The sequence below is a fragment of the Streptomyces milbemycinicus genome, assembly GCF_002154605.1.
In the GTDB taxonomy this organism is placed as follows: domain Bacteria; phylum Actinomycetota; class Actinomycetes; order Streptomycetales; family Streptomycetaceae; genus Streptomyces; species Streptomyces milbemycinicus.
In genome coordinates this window covers 1-15,167 of record NZ_MUNE01000306.1, presented here as the reverse complement: position 1 = coordinate 15,167, position 15,167 = coordinate 1, and the positions used below count along the sequence as shown (strand labels likewise).

Below are 15,167 nucleotides of genomic sequence, written 5' to 3'. Positions count from 1 at the left end.
ATCGGGTCGGTCGGGTCGCGGTCGACGAGCGCCCGCCGCGCCCCCGGCGGAGGCGCCCGCCCCTGCTGTCCGTCGAACGCGGCATCTTCCCCCAACTGGGCCGCAACGGTCGGCTGGCGCTGCTCTTCTCCGTACTCACCGGGCTGCTCAGCCACGGCTACCACCTGTTCCGCTATCCGCTGTACCTCACCGACGAGGGCATCTATATGCAGCGGGCCTGGTCGCTGGTCCGGGAGACCCGGCTGTCCCCGTACACCTACGACTACGACCACGCCCCGGCGGGCTGGATCCAACTGGCCGGCTGGGCGTTCCCGCTGCCGAAGCAGTTCGAGGCATTCGGCAACGCGATCAACACCGGCCGGTTCCTGATGCTGCTGGTGCACCTGGCCTCGGTCGTGTTGCTCTTCGAGGTCACCCGGAGGCTGTCCGGCACCGTGCTGGCCGCCACCATCGCCGCGTTCTTCTTCAACCTCTCGCCGATCTCGGTCTACTACCAGCGTCAGGTGCTGCTGGACAACCTGATGATCTTCTGGATGCTGCTGGCTCTGTACGCCCTGCTGCGCCGCGAAACCACGATCAGATCCGCGCTCGCCGGCGGGATAGCCCTGGGAATCGCGCTGATCACCAAGGAGAACGCGCTCTTCTTCGCCCCGACCTTCATGTATCTGCTCTATCGAAGAATCCGGGGCTCCGCGAGCCAGCGGTTCACCCGCACGCTGTGGCCATTCGCCGCGGCGGCGCCGGTCGGCGCGTATGTCACCTACGCCCTGCTCAAGAACGAGCTGATGCCCAGCGGGCTCGACTTCGACCTGGCCAACCCGCCGGCTGACCACGTCTCGCTGCTCTACACCCTGTGGTGGCAGATCAACCGTAGTCAGGGCAGCCTGCTCAACCACCACGGCCTGCTGTACACCAGCTGGCTGCCCCGGGACTCGTTCCTGCTGCTGGCCGGAATGGCCACCACGGTCATCAGCCTGTGGTGGGGAATGCGGAAACACCGGCGGGATCTGGGGTTTTTCGTCGCCGGGACGCTGGGCTTCGGATATGCCTTCTATCTGCTGCGCGGCAGCGTGGTGCTGGACTTCTACATCACCCCGCTGATTCCGATGTTCGCCATGAATATCGGCATGGTCACGGACCGACTGCTGAGGCGTCCGGTGCTCCGCAAGGTACTCGGGCGGGCGAGTTCCAAGGTGCGGATAGCGGTGCCCGCGCTGCTCGCCGTCATGCTGCTGGCCTCGCCCTCCACCGGATATGTCCTGACCGTCAACACCGAGGGCCGCGTCGCGGTCGCGGACCAGTACCAGTCCAAGCTGGCCCTGACCCATATGCAGCTGGCACAGATCGCCTGGGTGCGCAAGCACGTCTCGCCCAAGGCGCGCATCATCATGGACGACGACATGTGGGGTGAATTGCATGACGTGCATCCGTTCTATCCGTACGCGCATTCCCACTGGAACGCCTCGTCCGACCCTGCCCTGCGGGACAAGCTTTTCCGCAAGAGATGGCAGAACGTCGACTACATCATCATGTCCAACAAGATGCGCAACGCAATTCACCGCAATAACGGCGATGGCCGGGAGAACTGGATCCTGGCGGCGCTACGGAATTCGGAAAGGGTATGGGCGGACATCCGGGGTGGCATCAGGCTGGAAATCTATCGGGTGAACAAATAGCCCGCCGGAAGAGGAGGTGAAGGCCATGCCCGAGTACGACGACTACGACGAGTACGAAGAGTACGACGACGACTACGACACCCGTGAGGCAGACGGGCAGCGCGGGGACGACGGAGACGACGGAGGCGACGGAGGCGACGGAGGCGACGGAGGCGACAGGAACGACACCGGGGACGACAACTACGGCGAATACGGCGACGACGAGAAATACGACAAGTACGCCGAATACGACGACTACGACGGCTCCGGCGACGATTACGCCGACTACGACGAGCCCCCGCCGAGGCGCGACACCAAGTCCACCAAGACCACCAGGACCCGTAAGACCTTCAAGGCTTCCAAGGTCTCACATGCCTCCGATGCCTCCGAGACCTCCGATGCCTCTCTCGGAGAGCCGAGCGCCGGCGAGAGGAAGCGCAAGCGGGTCTCCTGGAAGACGGTCCTGCTGGGCATCGTGGCCATCGCGATCGTCGGATCGCTGGTCAAGATGGTCGCGGGCGGCGGCCTCGGGAACGCCCTCAACACGTCCGGTGGCGGAGGCGGCCAGAAGAAGAGCGACACCCAGCAGCAGCAGGAGGTCGTTCCGACGAAGAAGCCCAAGACCATCAAGCTGGGCAACCAGCGGGTCCCGCAGGCCTCCGGCCCGATCATCGTCATCAACCCGGGCCTGGTCGCCCCCGGCGGCAAGGCGTCCGTCGAAGGCGGCGGCTTCGCCCCCAAGAGCACGGTGGACCTGCTGCTGCAGACCAAGCGGTCGGGCACCAAAGGCCGCGCGATCCGCACGGTCCGCACCGACAAGCACGGCTCGCTCTACGCGAACTTCACCATGCCGGAGTCGCTGGGCGGCAAGCCCGGCACGCTGGTCGCACAGCAGCGCGGCGGCGGCCGGACGGCCAAAGCCGAGCTGATCAGCGGCGGCGCGATAGGCACCGCGAGGATCAACAAGATGGTCGGCAGGCCGGGCGACGTGGTCTCGATCAGCGCCCGCGGCTTCAAGCCGGGCGAGCAGATCAACGTCTTCTGGGGCCGGACCACCGGCACCCCCGTTGCCAGGCTGCGCACCGACGGCTCCGGCGGGGTGGGCCGGGCCGACATCAGGGTCGGCGTCGCCCCGACGGGCCAGAGCACCCTGGTGCTGGTCGGCCAGCAGAGCAAGACCACGGCCACCGCCCCGTTCCAGATGCTGAGCCTGTACCCGGCGATCAAGTCCTCCCCGTACGCGCTGAAGGCCGGACAGCGGATCAGGCTGTCGGGGAACCGGTTCGCGCCGAACGAGCGGGTGCTGGTCTACATCAACGCCACCAGCGGTCTCCCCGCCTTCACCACACAGGCCAATTCCTTCGGCCAGATCCGCGACGTGGCGTTCGACGTGCCGTTCGGGCTGAAGGGCAGGCAGAGTCTGACGGCGATCGGCGACCAGAGCCGGGCCGTGGTCCGCTCGGGCTTCACCGTGCTGCCGTACTCCCCCAGCGCCGAGCCCAGCACCTTCGGCGGCAAGGCGGGCACCACGCTGAGCTTCTACTGCTCCGGGTTCGCGCCCAACGAGACGGTGACCGTCTACGCCGGCAACGGCAGCAGCATCTCCGGGCGGAAGATCGCCGTCTTCCAGGTCGACGGCCGGGGCAAGGCGGCGGCCGTGGGCTCGTACCGGATCACCACGGCCGACGAGAACGGCGTGTCCTTCAAGCTCATCGGCTCCAAGAGCGGCGGGGTCGCCAAGGCCGGCATCAACAACACGAGTGGCCAGGGCCAGGGGCACTAGGCACATGTGCGCACAGGCCGGGGGGGCCGGCCAGGGACAGTCACAGACAAGCCCGGTGTTCCATAGTTGTACCATGCATGTCCTGGAGTGTCCTATGAGTGTTATTTTCGGCCCGAATTCTCGAAGAGTCCTACAATTCCTCACCCACATCGAGGACCTCTCCCCGGAGGAGATCGACCGCGTGGCCGATCTGTGGAAGCAGACCTCCAGCCAGACCCGCGCCGAGGGGTGGGCTGAGGTCCACCGCACCACGTCCGACGAGGAGCAGTACCGGATCCTGGTCGCCGCCTCCGTGGCGCGCCGCGCCGCCCTGGACACCGCCCGGGCACACGGCCGGCACGACTGGGCCTTCTGGGCCGCGGTGTGGGACGCCGCGGCAGCGGTCGCCGTATGCGACCGCATCGGTGGCCACTACAACGTGCTGGTGGCCCCGCTGGCCGCGGTCATGCCGTCGCTGGCGCACTGCCGGCGTGACGAACTGACCACCTTGGAGCTCCAAGGTGCCGTCCTCAAGGGAGGTGGAGGTTGATGCGCGACGACCGGATCCGAGTCGTGGTGGCCGATGACGACCCCGTGGTCCGGGAAGCACTCGCGGACCTGGTCGACTCCCATCCCGACCTGGCGCTGGTGGGCCTGGCCGTCAATCACGAGCAGGCCGTCCGCGCCGCGGTGGAGCACCGTCCCCGTGTCGTGGTCATGGATGTGCACATGCCCAAGGGCGACGCGCCCAGCAGCGTCCGCGCCATCCGTGAGCAGGTGCCCGGGGCCCGCGTGGTGGCCCTCTCGGCCCATGGCGACCGGGAGACCGTGCTCAACATGCTCGCGGTCGGGGCCACCGGCTACCTGGTCAAGGGGACCCCCGCCGAAGAAATACTCGAGGCGATCACCCGGGCCGCCCGCGACCAGTTCTCCATGGCCGGGGAGCTCGTCGCCGACTGCACCGAGCCGCTGCGCCGGGCCGACCGCGCCTCCTGGCGGTTCGAGGAGCTGGTGGGCAACCGGCTCGAGGAGTCGTATCTGGAACTGCTCGGCCAGGCGCCGTGCGGGGTGCTGATCGTCGGCGCCCGCGGGCGGATCGAGTCCGCCAACGCACACGCCCGGCACATGTTCGGCTACAGCTCGGCCGAGCTCCGGGACAAGCGGCTGCGCGACCTGGTCCCCGACCGCTACCGCACCGCCGCCGAGCAGCTGCTCGGGCGGCAGTTCACCGCCCCCTCCGCGATGACTGGCCGGCGCCGGGACGGCACCGAGTTCCCCGCCCAGTTCAGCGGCGGCCATCTGCAGGGCAGACGGCCCCGGTGTGTGGTCTTCGTCGCGGACCTGAGCCAGCTACGGGCGGCCGAGGGCCGGTTCCGGCAGGTCATCGAGTCCTCCCCGGACGCGATGGTGATCGTGGACGCCGCCGGGCGGATCCAGACGGCCAACCGCCGTACCGAGGCACTGTTCGGCTACGACCGCGACCAGCTGATCGGCCGCGCCGTCGAGGCGCTCCTCCCCGACCAGCCGCTGACCATCTCGCTGCGCGACTGGGCCGACTCCGCCGAGGAACCCATGGGACACAGCATGGAGCTGGTCGGACGGCGCAGCGACGCCAAGCAGTTCCCGGCCGACGTCAGCATCATCCCGCTGCGCACCGAGGACGGGCTGCTGACCGTGCTGGCCATCAAGGACATCACCGAGGTACAGCGCGCCCAGTTCGTCCTGGAGCGCAGCCTGGAGCTGCTTGAGGTCACCGACCGGGACCGCCAGGCGCTGCTCAGCCATCTCGTCCACGCCCAGGAGGCGGAGCGCGGACGCATCGCCGCCGACATCCACGACGACACCATCCAGGTCATCACGGCCGCCAGCCTCCGGCTCCAGCAGCTGCGGCGGCGGCTGCGCGACCCCGACGAGCAGCGGATCATGGAGAAGCTGGACGAAACCCTCAAGCTCTCGCTGAGCCGGCTGCGTCAGCTGATCTTCGACCTGCGGCCGTCCAGCCTGGAGCACGGCTGCCTGGCCGCCGCGCTGCGCGGGCTCCTGGAGCAGATACGTACCGAGACCGGTGTCGAATACCGGCTGGAGGACCGGATCGCGGCCAAGCCCCCGCCCGAGACCATGGCCCTGATCTACCGCACCGCGCAGGAAGCCCTGATGAATGTGCGCAAGCATGCGCGGGCGAAGACGGTCCATGTGCAACTGCTGGGGCTCGACGAGGGCTGCCTGGTACGGATCGTGGACGACGGACAGGGCTACAACCCGCTCGAGGTGGAGTCCCGCCCCGGCCATCTGGGCCTGTCGCTCATCCAGGAGCGGGCCCAGATCGCGGGCGGCTGGTGCCGTATCGAGAGCGCGCCGGGCGCGGGCACCACGGTCGAGTTCTGGGTGCCGCTGGGCGAGACGCCCGGCCACGGCCCGCTCCCCTTCGGCCCGGCGGATACTTCGGGCTTCCCGGATTCCCTGGGTCCGGCCGGGTCTCTGGAGCCGTCCGACTCTCTGGGTTCCCTGGATGTAGTACCGGACTCGTCCGAGGCACCGGACCTGCGGGACGGGCCCGACCTGCCGGACGCGCCGGACGTGTCGAACGAGTCGGACGCATCGGCCCTCCTGGACCGTCCGGAAGGGGACACGCAACCGTGACCGCGCCGGCCGATCTCACCAAGGTGCTGATCGTCGAGGACCACCGGGTGGTGGCCGAGGGGCTGTGGGCGCTGCTCGCGGAGTACTCGGACCTGACCGTGGTGGGGTGGGCCGACTCGGTCGCGGAAGTCGTCCCCATGGCCAAGGAGCTGGGCCCCGATGTGGCGCTGGTCGACTTCCGCCTGCCCGACGGCACGGGAGCCGACGCGGCGGCCGCGATCCGGGCCAACGATCCCTCCACCGCCATCGTGATCCTCAGCGCGGACGCCAGCGACTCGGCGCTGCTGGCCGCGGTGGAGGCCGGGGCCTGTGGCTATCTGCTCAAGTCGGCGAGCGGTGACGAGATCGCCGACGCCATCCGCTCGGCGGCCGAGGGCGAAACCCTCATCCCGGCCAGCACCCTCGTCGAGGTCCTGGCCCGGCACCGGGAGACCGCGCGCTCCTCCGCCCAGCAGACCGAGCGGCTGGAGAGCCTGACCCCGCGCGAGCAGGAGATCCTGACCCTGATGAGCCAGGGCCTGGACAACCGGGCGGTCGCGGAGCGGCTGAGCATCAGTTACGCCACCGTACGCACGCATGTGCGCAAGATCCTGGAGAAGCTGGAAGTGCGGTCCCAGCTGGAGGCGGTCGCGAAGGCCGCCGACTGGGGGTTCCGCCACGTGGAACCGGAGTGACACCGAGTCCCGTCTGGCTGACCCCGACCGGCCGGCCCCAACCGGCTGACCCCAACCGGCCGACCTCAACCTGGTGACCCCAACCTGGTGACCCCAACCTGGTGAGACAAAACCCCCACTAGGGGGAATTCCGGACGGCCCGAGCCGAGTTTCCTCCCCATGCGCCGCAGCCATCGGATCCTCTTGCTGGCCGCCGCCGCGACTTACGCGGCGGTCGCGGCGGGCGTGTTCACCACCTCGCCCCTGGTCCGCCTCGACTGGCACGTGGCGATGTTCAAGCCGTACAAGCAGTGGCCGTGGGCCCAGGGCCCGCTCGATGTGTTCATCATCGCGGGCCAGCGCGGCCCCACCGCCCTGGCGGCGCTGGCCTGGCTGGGCCGGCGCTCCTGGCGTACCGGAAGCGCGCGCCCGGTGCTCGTCTTCGGCCTCGCCCTCGCGCTCCTCAACGCGAGCGTGGGCGCCGTCAAGCTCGGCGTGGGCCGCCTGGGCCCGCATTACGCGCACACCTTCGGCTCGGCCGAGCTGTTCCACGGCGGCATGATCTTCCCGTCCGGCCACACCGCGAACGGGGTCGTCGTCTGGGGCACCCTGGCCTATCTCGCGACCCGCCACCGCCGGGCGGCGGGCGCGGCGGCCGGGGTCATGGCCCTCGCGATCGGTCTCGCCACGGTCTATCTGGGCACTCACTGGGTCAGCGACGTGCTGGGCGGCTGGGCCGCCGGGGCGCTGGTGCTGCTGGCCCTGCCGCTGTTCGAGCCGTACGTCGCCGTGGCGGAGCGGCGGCTCGAACGGAGCGGATGGCTCGGCCGACTCGGCCGTCTCGGGGCACGCTCGCCCCCGGCCGACCGCATGTGCCCGTCTCCGCACTCGTCCCGTGAGCAGGTGAGCCAAAGTGGCACTTCGAGTTCTGATCGCCGACGATCATGCGGTCGTCCGGCAGGGCCTGCGGATGATCCTGAGCCTCGACGACGACATCAAGGTGGTCGGCGAGACGACCAACGGCCGGGAAGCCGTACGGCTGGCCCGCGAGCTGTGCCCCGACGTCGTCCTGATGGATCTGCTGATGCCCGTCATGGACGGGATCTCGGCCACCGCCGAGATCCGCCAGGACCTCCCCGAGGTGGAGGTCGTGGCGCTGACCAGCGCCCTCGACGACACCATGGTCATGGGCGCGGTCCGGGCGGGCGCGATCGGCTTTCTGCTGAAGAACGCCGAGGCCGACGAGTTGAGAAGCGCGGTGAAGGGCGCCGCCGCCGGCCGGATCCAGGTCTCGCCCGACGCGACCTCCCGGCTGATGGGCCAGGTCAGGGCCCCGAGCGGGCCGGAACAGCTGACCGAGCGGGAAGCCGAGGTCCTGACGATGCTCGCGCGCGGCAAGTCGAACAAGGAGATCGCCCGCGACCTGCGGATCGGGCAGCAGACGGTGAAGACGTATGTGAGCCACATCCTGACCAAGCTCGGGGTGCACAGCCGCACCCAGGCCGCGGTGTACGCCGTGCAGTCGGGGCTGGTGCCGGCCGGGGAGCTCACCACGCCCGAACCGCTGGACGCGACGCGGGACCACTGGTGGTCGGCGTGATCGCTGTCCGACGCCGGGCCAGGGCGCGGCGGCGCGCCCTGGCCGATATCCAGCGGCGCATCCTCGACGCGGCGCCCGGCGAGGACCTGCTGCGGCTGGTCGTACGGCGGGCGCGGGAAGCCGTGGGTGCGGACGCGGCGCGGGTGCTGGTGGCGGACCCCGCCGAGGGCCTGGCGCTGTACGGCGAGGGCCTGGCGCTGTCCGCCGAGGGCCCGGCCGCGGGCTGTGCCTCAGGCATGGCTGACGCCCCGGGCACGGCTGACGCCCCGGGCACGGCTGACGCTTCGGGCATGGCTGACGCTTCGGGCATGGCTGATGCTTCGGCCTGCGGCGAGGCCCTGACCGTTCGGGCCGCCGACGGCACCCAGGCGCCCGCTCCCAGCGGCCCGTCGGAGGCCGCGCGGCGGCAGGCACTGCGTACGGCCGGGCTCACGGCCGTACTGGACACACCGCTGACGGTGGGCGGGCGGACCGTGGGTGTCCTGGAGGTGGCCGACCGCCGTCGGCGCCACTTCACCTCGGGCGACCGGCGCACACTGAAGCAGTTCGCCGGGCCCGCCGCCCTGGCCGCCGCCCAGCTCCGTGCCCGGGAACAGCTCCGCCGGCTGGCCGCCATCGGGGCTGCCGCGGACAGCGTGCGGCGGACGCTGGACCGGCTGACCGCCGCGGCCGTGGCGCATACGGGCGCGGCGGAATGCGCCGTCCGGCTGCTGGAGCCGGACGGGGAGGCTCCGGGAGGCGCGCCGGAGGAGGTCCGGGAGGCCATCGCCTCCGCCGCCCCCGCCATCCGTACGCTCCACGACGACCGCACCGGCGCGGCCTGGCCACTGCTGTGCGAGGGGCGGGTGACCGGGGTGCTGCACTGCCGCTACCCGCCCGGCCGACGGCCTGACAGCTTCGATCTGACCCTCCTCGACGGGATCGCCGGACACGCGGCCCACGCGGTGGAGGGCGAACGGTGGCGGGCGGCCGCGCGGGACAAGGGCGCCCTGGACGAGCGGCGGCGGCTGTCCAGGGAGCTGCACGACTCGGTCTCCCAGGCCCTGTACGGCATCATCCTGGGCGCATGTACCGCCCGCGAGCTGCTGAACCGGAACGCCGCAGGCGGGGACACCGACGGTGACACTGCCAGGGACCCCGCCGGGATGTCGGAGCTGGCCGAGCCGATCGACTACATCCGGCAGCTCGCCGACGCCGCGATCGCCGACACCCGGGTCCTGCTGGGCCGTCTCAGGCCCGAGACGCTGGAGACCGAGGGCCTGGTCGCCGCGCTCACGCGACATGTGGCGGCGCTCCGCGACGGGTACGGCATCGCCGCCGAGGCGACGCTCGGCGCGGAACCGGAGACGACTCCGGAGGCCAAGCACGCCCTCTACCGGATAGCCCAGGAGTCCCTGCACAACGTCGCCAAGCACTCGGGGGCGCGGCATGTGTGCCTCCACCTGCTCAGCGGTCCGGGCACCGTCACATTGACGGTCGCCGACGACGGAGTGGGCTTCGACTCCCGGAGGTCCTTCCCGGGCCATCTGGGCCTGCTGTCCATGCGGGAGCGGGCCCGGGAGGTGGGCGGCACGCTGAACGTGGACAGCCGGCCTGGCCAGGGCAGCCGCATCCGGGCCACCGTCCCGGCGGAGCCGTAAACTGCCGCAAGAGCCCGTGAACCATCACAAGCTTCGCCCACAAGCAGCCGCCCACAAGCAGCCGCCCACAGACAGGAGACCCGTCCGTGACCCTCCTCGAGCCCATGGGGCTGAGCCTGCGGGACCGCACGGTGGAGGCCGGCGTCCGAGCCGGTCTTGCGGCGGTCGAGGCGGGCCTGCTGGAGGCCACGAAGAGCGATGTGCCGTTCATCACCGAGGCCGCCCAGCACCTGGTGCGGGCGGGCGCCAAGCGGCTGCGGCCGCTGCTGGTGCTGCTGGCCGCGCGGTTCGGCGACCCGGACGCACCTGGCGTGGTGCCCTCCGCCGTCGTCGTCGAGCTGACGCACCTGGCGACGCTCTACCACGACGACGTACTGGACGACGCCGACGCCCGGCGCCGTACGCCCGCCACCGACGCCAACTGGGACAACTCGGTGGCGGTCCTCACCGGCGACTTCCTCTTCGCCCGCGCCTCGCATCTGCTGGCCGACCTGGGCCCGGAGGCCGTACGGATCCAGGCCGACGCGTTCCGGCAGCAGGTCACCGGCCAGATCCTGGAGACGGCGGGCCCCAGCGGCGACCGCGACCCGATCGAGCACTATCTGGAAGTCCTCGCGGGCAGGGCCGGCTCGCTGATCGCGGTCTCCGGGCGGCTGGGCGCGCTGGCGTCCGGCGCCGGGCGGGAAGTCGCCGGCGTACTCGCCCGGTACGGCGAACGGCTGGGCGTGGCCTGCCGCCTGGCCGAGGACGTGCTGGACATCGCCGAGGCCGGCGGGGCCGGGGGCGTACCGCGCGGCCACCCGGGCGCCGCCCTGCGCGAGGGCTTCGCAACGCTGCCGGTCCTGTATCTGCGGGCGCGGGCGGAGGCGACCGGCTCGCCCGAGGACCGTGAGCTGTGCGAACTGCTCACCACCGAACTCACCAACAAGACGGACGAGACGCGTTACGCGGAGGCGCTGCGCCGGTTCCGCGCCCACCCCGCCCTGGAACAGGCCCGGGTGGCCGCGGACCGCTACGCCGAAGAGGCCCGCGCGGCGCTGGCGCCGCTGCCCGCGTGCGCGGCGCGGCGTGCGCTGGAAGACCTCTGCGAGGTGGTGACGCGCGACCGCCCGGCCGTACCCCCGGCCTCACCCTCGTCCTCGCCCTCACCCTCGTCCCCGGTCTCAGCCCCGGCCGCGTCCCCGCTGGTCGCCGCGGAGCAGCGACTCCCCGAAGCGGCGCAGCCGTGAGACGGCGTCGGGGTCAGGGCCGGCGCCGGGCTCCGGCTCCGTAGACGTACGACAGCGGCAGTCCTCGGCCGTCACGGGAGGCCCGGGGCGGTCCGCTCCCCGGCGCCGGCGCCCACCGCCGACCCGCGAGAACCGCCGGACGGCCTCCGACAGCCGTCTGAATCGCTCGCTGGCAACCACAGCGAGGAAACCCGCCCGTCGGCGCCCCGTATTCCAGCGCGCGTCAGCGCCTGCGCTGCCCCGCGTAGAACATCGAGCCGCCGGTCACCACGGACAGCCCGCCGGAGATCGCCAGCGTGAGAGCGGTCTGGCCCTCCTGGTCGGGCCCGTCCGACAGCCGGGGCTCCAGGATCCCCATCGGGTCCTTGCGGAGCGTGACGCGCTGCAGCCGCTTGATGTGGTCGAAGCAGTTCTGCTGCTGCGATACCTCATGCACGGCGTGGTCCGCCCCGGCGGTCTCCTTCACCGTGCAGTACTGCTTCTCGTCACGGTCCTCGACCTTGGTGACCACGGCGGCCGCCGCACGGGGCGTATGGCTGACCGGCGCCGCCATCACCGACATCGGCCCCGGCACCATCAGCCCCTCCGGCGGGGCGGTCCTGGTCGCCCAGGGCGATGCCCTCTCCGAGATCGACACCGCCACCGGCTCCGTACGGCGCACCGTCACCCTCGACGGCGGTCGGCGCCTGGCCGTCGATCCGGCCCGCAAGGCGGCCTGGTCCGCCGGGACCTCCGGCGGCGCGCTGCGCCGTATCGACACCTCAGGCACCACGGCGTTCACCGTCACCGCCACCGCGCAGCTCCCGGACGGCGCCGTCGGGTTCGTGGAGACCGATCCGGCCACCGGCAATGTCTGGGTGGGCGTCGACGGCTCCGTTCTCGTCTTCGACCGGAACGCCAAGCGGCTGGCCACCATGGACGGCGCCAATACAGGCGCCAATACGGGTGACAGGGCCACAGCCGCCGCCTTCGACACCGCCACCGGCCGCGCCTTCGTCGTCCGCCAGGACGGCGGCGACACGGGCGGCGGGGACGACAACAACGGCTCGCTGACGGCGTACGACACCACGACGTACAAGGAGGCCGCCGAACCGGTCACCCTGGCGGGCAACCACTCCCAGTCCGGCTCGGCGGCGCTCGCCGTCGCCCCGGGCGGCGGCACCGTCTATGTCACCAGCCCCGCCGAGGGCAAGATCACCAAGCTGGTCCGCCGGATATCGCCGAAGATCACCCAGTCGCCCACGGACCGGTCGGTGCGGCCCGGCGAGAAGGTCGCGTTCACCGCCACCGCCGAGGGCGAGCCGAAGCCCTCCGTACGCTGGCAGATCAGCCGCGACGGGGCCCGGACCTGGACCGATGTCGAGGGCGCGACCAAGAACGCGTACACCTTCAGCGCGCGGACCGCGTACGACGGCTACCGCTACCGCGCCGAGTTCACCAACGCCGGCGGCACCACCCGCACCGCGCCGGTGACGCTCACCGTCGCCGAGGAGGGCAATGACCCGGGCAGCGGCGACGGCAAACCGTCCGGTACCAAGACCGTCACCGGCCCCGAGGGCCAGAAACTCACCGTCACCCCCGTCAACAACCTGGCCACCGAAGGCCAGAAGCTGAAGATCACCGGCAGCGGCTACGACGAGACCAAGGGCATCTATGTCGCCCTGTGCGTCGACAACGGCAAGGGCGAACTGCCCACCCCCTGCATCGGCGGGGTCGATATGACCGGCGGCTCCCACACCTCCGCGTGGATCTCCTCCGACCCGCCCGACTACGGCGAAGAGCTCGCCATCCCGTACGGGACGGGAGGCACCTTCGAGGTCGAGCTCACCGTCGATGCCAAAGACGAGTACACCGACTGCTTCAAGGCCACCTGCGTCCTGGCCACCCGGGCCGACCACACCCGCTCCGGAGACCGCTCCCAGGACGTCAAGGTCCCGGTCTCGTTCGTGGGCCAGCCCCCGGTGGACACGGACGACGGCACCGGAGCGGAGGACGGCGGCACCAGCGGCTCCACCGGCGGCACAGCCGACGACGGCGGTACGGGCGGCGATACCGAGGGCGGTACGGACGGGGGTACGGACGGCGCGGGGCCGTCCACCACCGCCCCCTCCGGCAGCCTGGCCGCCACCGGAGTCACGGTCCTCGGCGTGGCCGCGGTGGCCGCCCTGCTCATCGCGGCGGGCTGGCTGGTCCGCTCGCGAAGTTCCCGACGCGCTGTCGACAACTGACCGGAGGTCCGCTGTGCACCAGAACATCCCGTTCTCCACGCTGATCCGCACCGCCTCGCACGACCAGCACACCGAGGCCGAGAACTCCGGTTTCATGACCAACCTGCTCGGCGGCGCACTCGGCGTGGACGCGTACACGCGCTATACGGAGCAGCTCTGGTACGTCTACCGGGCGCTCGAGGACTCCGCCCACGCCCTGCGGGAGGACCCGGTCACCGGGCCGTTCATCCGGTCCGACCTGTTCCGCGTCGGCGAGATAGAACGCGACCTGACCCATCTGCGCGGACCGGGCTGGCCCGAGCGGATCAGCGCCCTGCCCGCCACACGGGCGTACGCGGCACGGGTGGAGGAATGCGCGAGAACCTGGTCCGCGGGGTATGTGGCGCACCACTACACCCGCTACCTCGGGGACCTGTCAGGCGGTCAGATCATCCGCGCCAAGGCCGAGAAGAACTGGGGCTTCGCGCACCGGGGCGACGGCGTCCGGTTCTATGTCTTCGAAGGCATCACCAACCCGGCCGCCTTCAAACGGGACTACCGCGCGCTGCTGGACGCGATCGGGGTGGACGACCTGGAGAAGCAGCGGGTCATCGACGAGTGCAACCGCGCCTTCGACTTCAACGCGGCCGTCTTCCGCGCCCTGGGCGAGGAAACCAGGCCGGCGGCGTGACCCCGAACCCCAGCCCCGGTCCCAGCCCCAGCCCCAGCCCCGGCACCGGCACCGGCACCGGCACCGGCACCCAGCTGACCCCGGCGCGATCCCCGGCACCCCCCGCACCAGTACCTCCGACGCGGCGCGGCGGCCGGGGCACCGCCTGGCTCCTGACCGCGGCCATGGCCACGGCACTCACCCTGCTCGTCCTCGCCTCCGCCAGGCTCGGCGCGTACCCCCTCGCGCTCGGGGACGTACTCGGCTCCATCCAGCACCGCATCGGCCTCGGCGGCGCGGCGCTGGACCGGGTCGGCGAATCGGTGCTGTGGAACGTACGCTTCCCGCGCATCGTGCTCGCCCTGCTCGTGGGGGCCTCGCTCGGCTGCGCGGGAGCGCTGATGCAGGGCGTGTTCGGCAACCCGCTGGCCGAACCCGGGGTCATCGGCGTCTCCTCGGGCGCGGCGGTCGGCGCGGTGGGCTGCATCTCGCTCGGGCTGGACTTCCTCGGCAACTGGACCATCCCCGCCGCCGCCTTCGTCTCGGGCCTGGCAACCGTGCTGCTGGTGTACGGAATGTCCAGGTCGGGCGGGCGCAGCGAGGTGGTCACCCTGATCCTGACCGGCATCGCCGTCAACGCGTTCACGGGGGCTGCGATCGGCCTGTTCATCTTTCTCGCGGACACCGCCGCCATCAACCAGATCACCTTCTGGCAGCTCGGCTCGCTCGCCCAGGCCACCTGGCCGAAGGTCCTCGCGGTGCTGCCGTGCACGCTCCTCGGCCTGATCGTCGCCCCGCTCTACGCCCGCCGCCTCGACCTCCTCGCACTCGGCGAACGCCCGGCCCGCCACCTGGGCGTGGACGTGGAGCGGCTGCGGATCGCGCTCATCCTGGTCATCGCGCTGCTGACGGCCGCCGCCGTCGCCGTCTGCGGCGTCATCGGGTTCGTCGGCCTGGTCGTACCGCATCTGCTCCGCATGGCCGCCGGCCCCGGGCACCGCTTCCTGATCCCCGGCAGCGCACTCGGCGGCGCGACGGTCCTCCTCGCGGGCGACCTCGCCGCCCGCACCGTGGCCGCACCCGCCGAACTCCCGCTCGGTGTGCTCACCGC

General features: G+C 71.3%; 12 protein-coding genes and 1 pseudogene. 12 read left to right on the top strand and 1 reads right to left on the bottom strand.

Going from position 1 to position 15,167, the window contains the following annotated elements; all coding sequences use genetic code 11:
• From CCN51_RS24090 to CCN51_RS24045, 9 genes and pseudogenes are all read left to right on the top strand, one after another.
• The coding region (locus CCN51_RS24090; protein ID WP_211303250.1) for a glycosyltransferase family 39 protein at positions 1 to 1,676 on the top strand (1,676 nt) is incomplete at its 5' end.
• 25 nt (positions 1,677 to 1,701) lie between these two features.
• Positions 1,702 to 3,438 carry a hypothetical protein gene (locus tag CCN51_RS24085; RefSeq protein WP_014178464.1) on the top strand — a complete coding sequence of 579 codons (1,737 nt, stop codon included), beginning with the start codon at positions 1,702 to 1,704 and terminating at the stop codon, positions 3,436 to 3,438.
• Positions 3,439 to 3,532: 94 nt separating this feature from the next.
• Positions 3,533 to 3,967 carry a hypothetical protein gene (locus tag CCN51_RS24080; protein WP_043487370.1) on the top strand — a complete coding sequence of 145 codons (435 nt, stop codon included), beginning with the start codon at positions 3,533 to 3,535 and terminating at the stop codon, positions 3,965 to 3,967.
• Entirely contained in the window at positions 3,967 to 6,057 is a 2,091-nt protein-coding gene (locus CCN51_RS24075; protein ID WP_014178462.1) for a PAS domain S-box protein, read from the top strand. Before CCN51_RS24080 ends, CCN51_RS24075 begins: the two co-directional genes overlap by 1 nt.
• Positions 6,054 to 6,731, top strand: a complete 678-nt coding sequence (locus tag CCN51_RS24070) for a response regulator (protein WP_014178461.1) — start codon at positions 6,054 to 6,056, stop codon at positions 6,729 to 6,731. The genes CCN51_RS24075 and CCN51_RS24070 overlap by 4 nt, the downstream gene beginning before the upstream one ends.
• A 159-nt stretch (positions 6,732 to 6,890) precedes the next feature.
• Positions 6,891 to 7,424: pseudogene (locus CCN51_RS24065) on the top strand (phosphatase PAP2 family protein); the annotation flags it as partial.
• A 199-nt stretch (positions 7,425 to 7,623) separates the two neighbouring features.
• Positions 7,624 to 8,310: a response regulator gene (locus CCN51_RS24060; protein WP_014178459.1), complete on the top strand. Its 687-nt coding sequence runs from the start codon at positions 7,624 to 7,626 to the stop codon at positions 8,308 to 8,310.
• Entirely contained in the window at positions 8,307 to 9,950 is a 1,644-nt protein-coding gene (locus CCN51_RS57805; RefSeq protein ID WP_245881676.1) for a GAF domain-containing sensor histidine kinase, read from the top strand. Before CCN51_RS24060 ends, CCN51_RS57805 begins: the two co-directional genes overlap by 4 nt.
• A gap of 86 nt (positions 9,951 to 10,036) precedes the next feature.
• Positions 10,037 to 11,179, top strand: a complete 1,143-nt coding sequence (locus CCN51_RS24045) for a polyprenyl synthetase family protein (protein WP_014178457.1) — start codon at positions 10,037 to 10,039, stop codon at positions 11,177 to 11,179.
• Positions 11,180 to 11,402: 223 nt separating this feature from the next.
• Here the strand turns inward: CCN51_RS24045 and CCN51_RS54420 are convergent, their stop codons facing one another.
• Positions 11,403 to 11,690, bottom strand: coding sequence for a hypothetical protein (locus CCN51_RS54420; RefSeq protein WP_086860078.1), 288 nt, complete (start codon positions 11,688 to 11,690; stop codon positions 11,403 to 11,405).
• Here CCN51_RS54420 and CCN51_RS24035 point away from each other — a divergent pair.
• The 3 genes from CCN51_RS24035 to CCN51_RS24025 all read left to right on the top strand — a co-directional run.
• Positions 11,683 to 13,407 carry a hypothetical protein gene (locus tag CCN51_RS24035; protein ID WP_319637749.1) on the top strand — a complete coding sequence of 575 codons (1,725 nt, stop codon included), beginning with the start codon at positions 11,683 to 11,685 and terminating at the stop codon, positions 13,405 to 13,407. The two genes, CCN51_RS54420 and CCN51_RS24035, sit on opposite strands and share 8 nt — an antisense overlap.
• A 13-nt stretch (positions 13,408 to 13,420) precedes the next feature.
• A complete protein-coding gene (locus tag CCN51_RS24030; protein ID WP_014178454.1) occupies positions 13,421 to 14,077 on the top strand; it encodes a biliverdin-producing heme oxygenase in 657 nt (218 codons plus the stop codon).
• A 164-nt stretch (positions 14,078 to 14,241) separates the two neighbouring features.
• The coding region (locus tag CCN51_RS24025; RefSeq protein ID WP_245881675.1) for a FecCD family ABC transporter permease at positions 14,242 to 15,167 on the top strand (926 nt) is incomplete at its 3' end.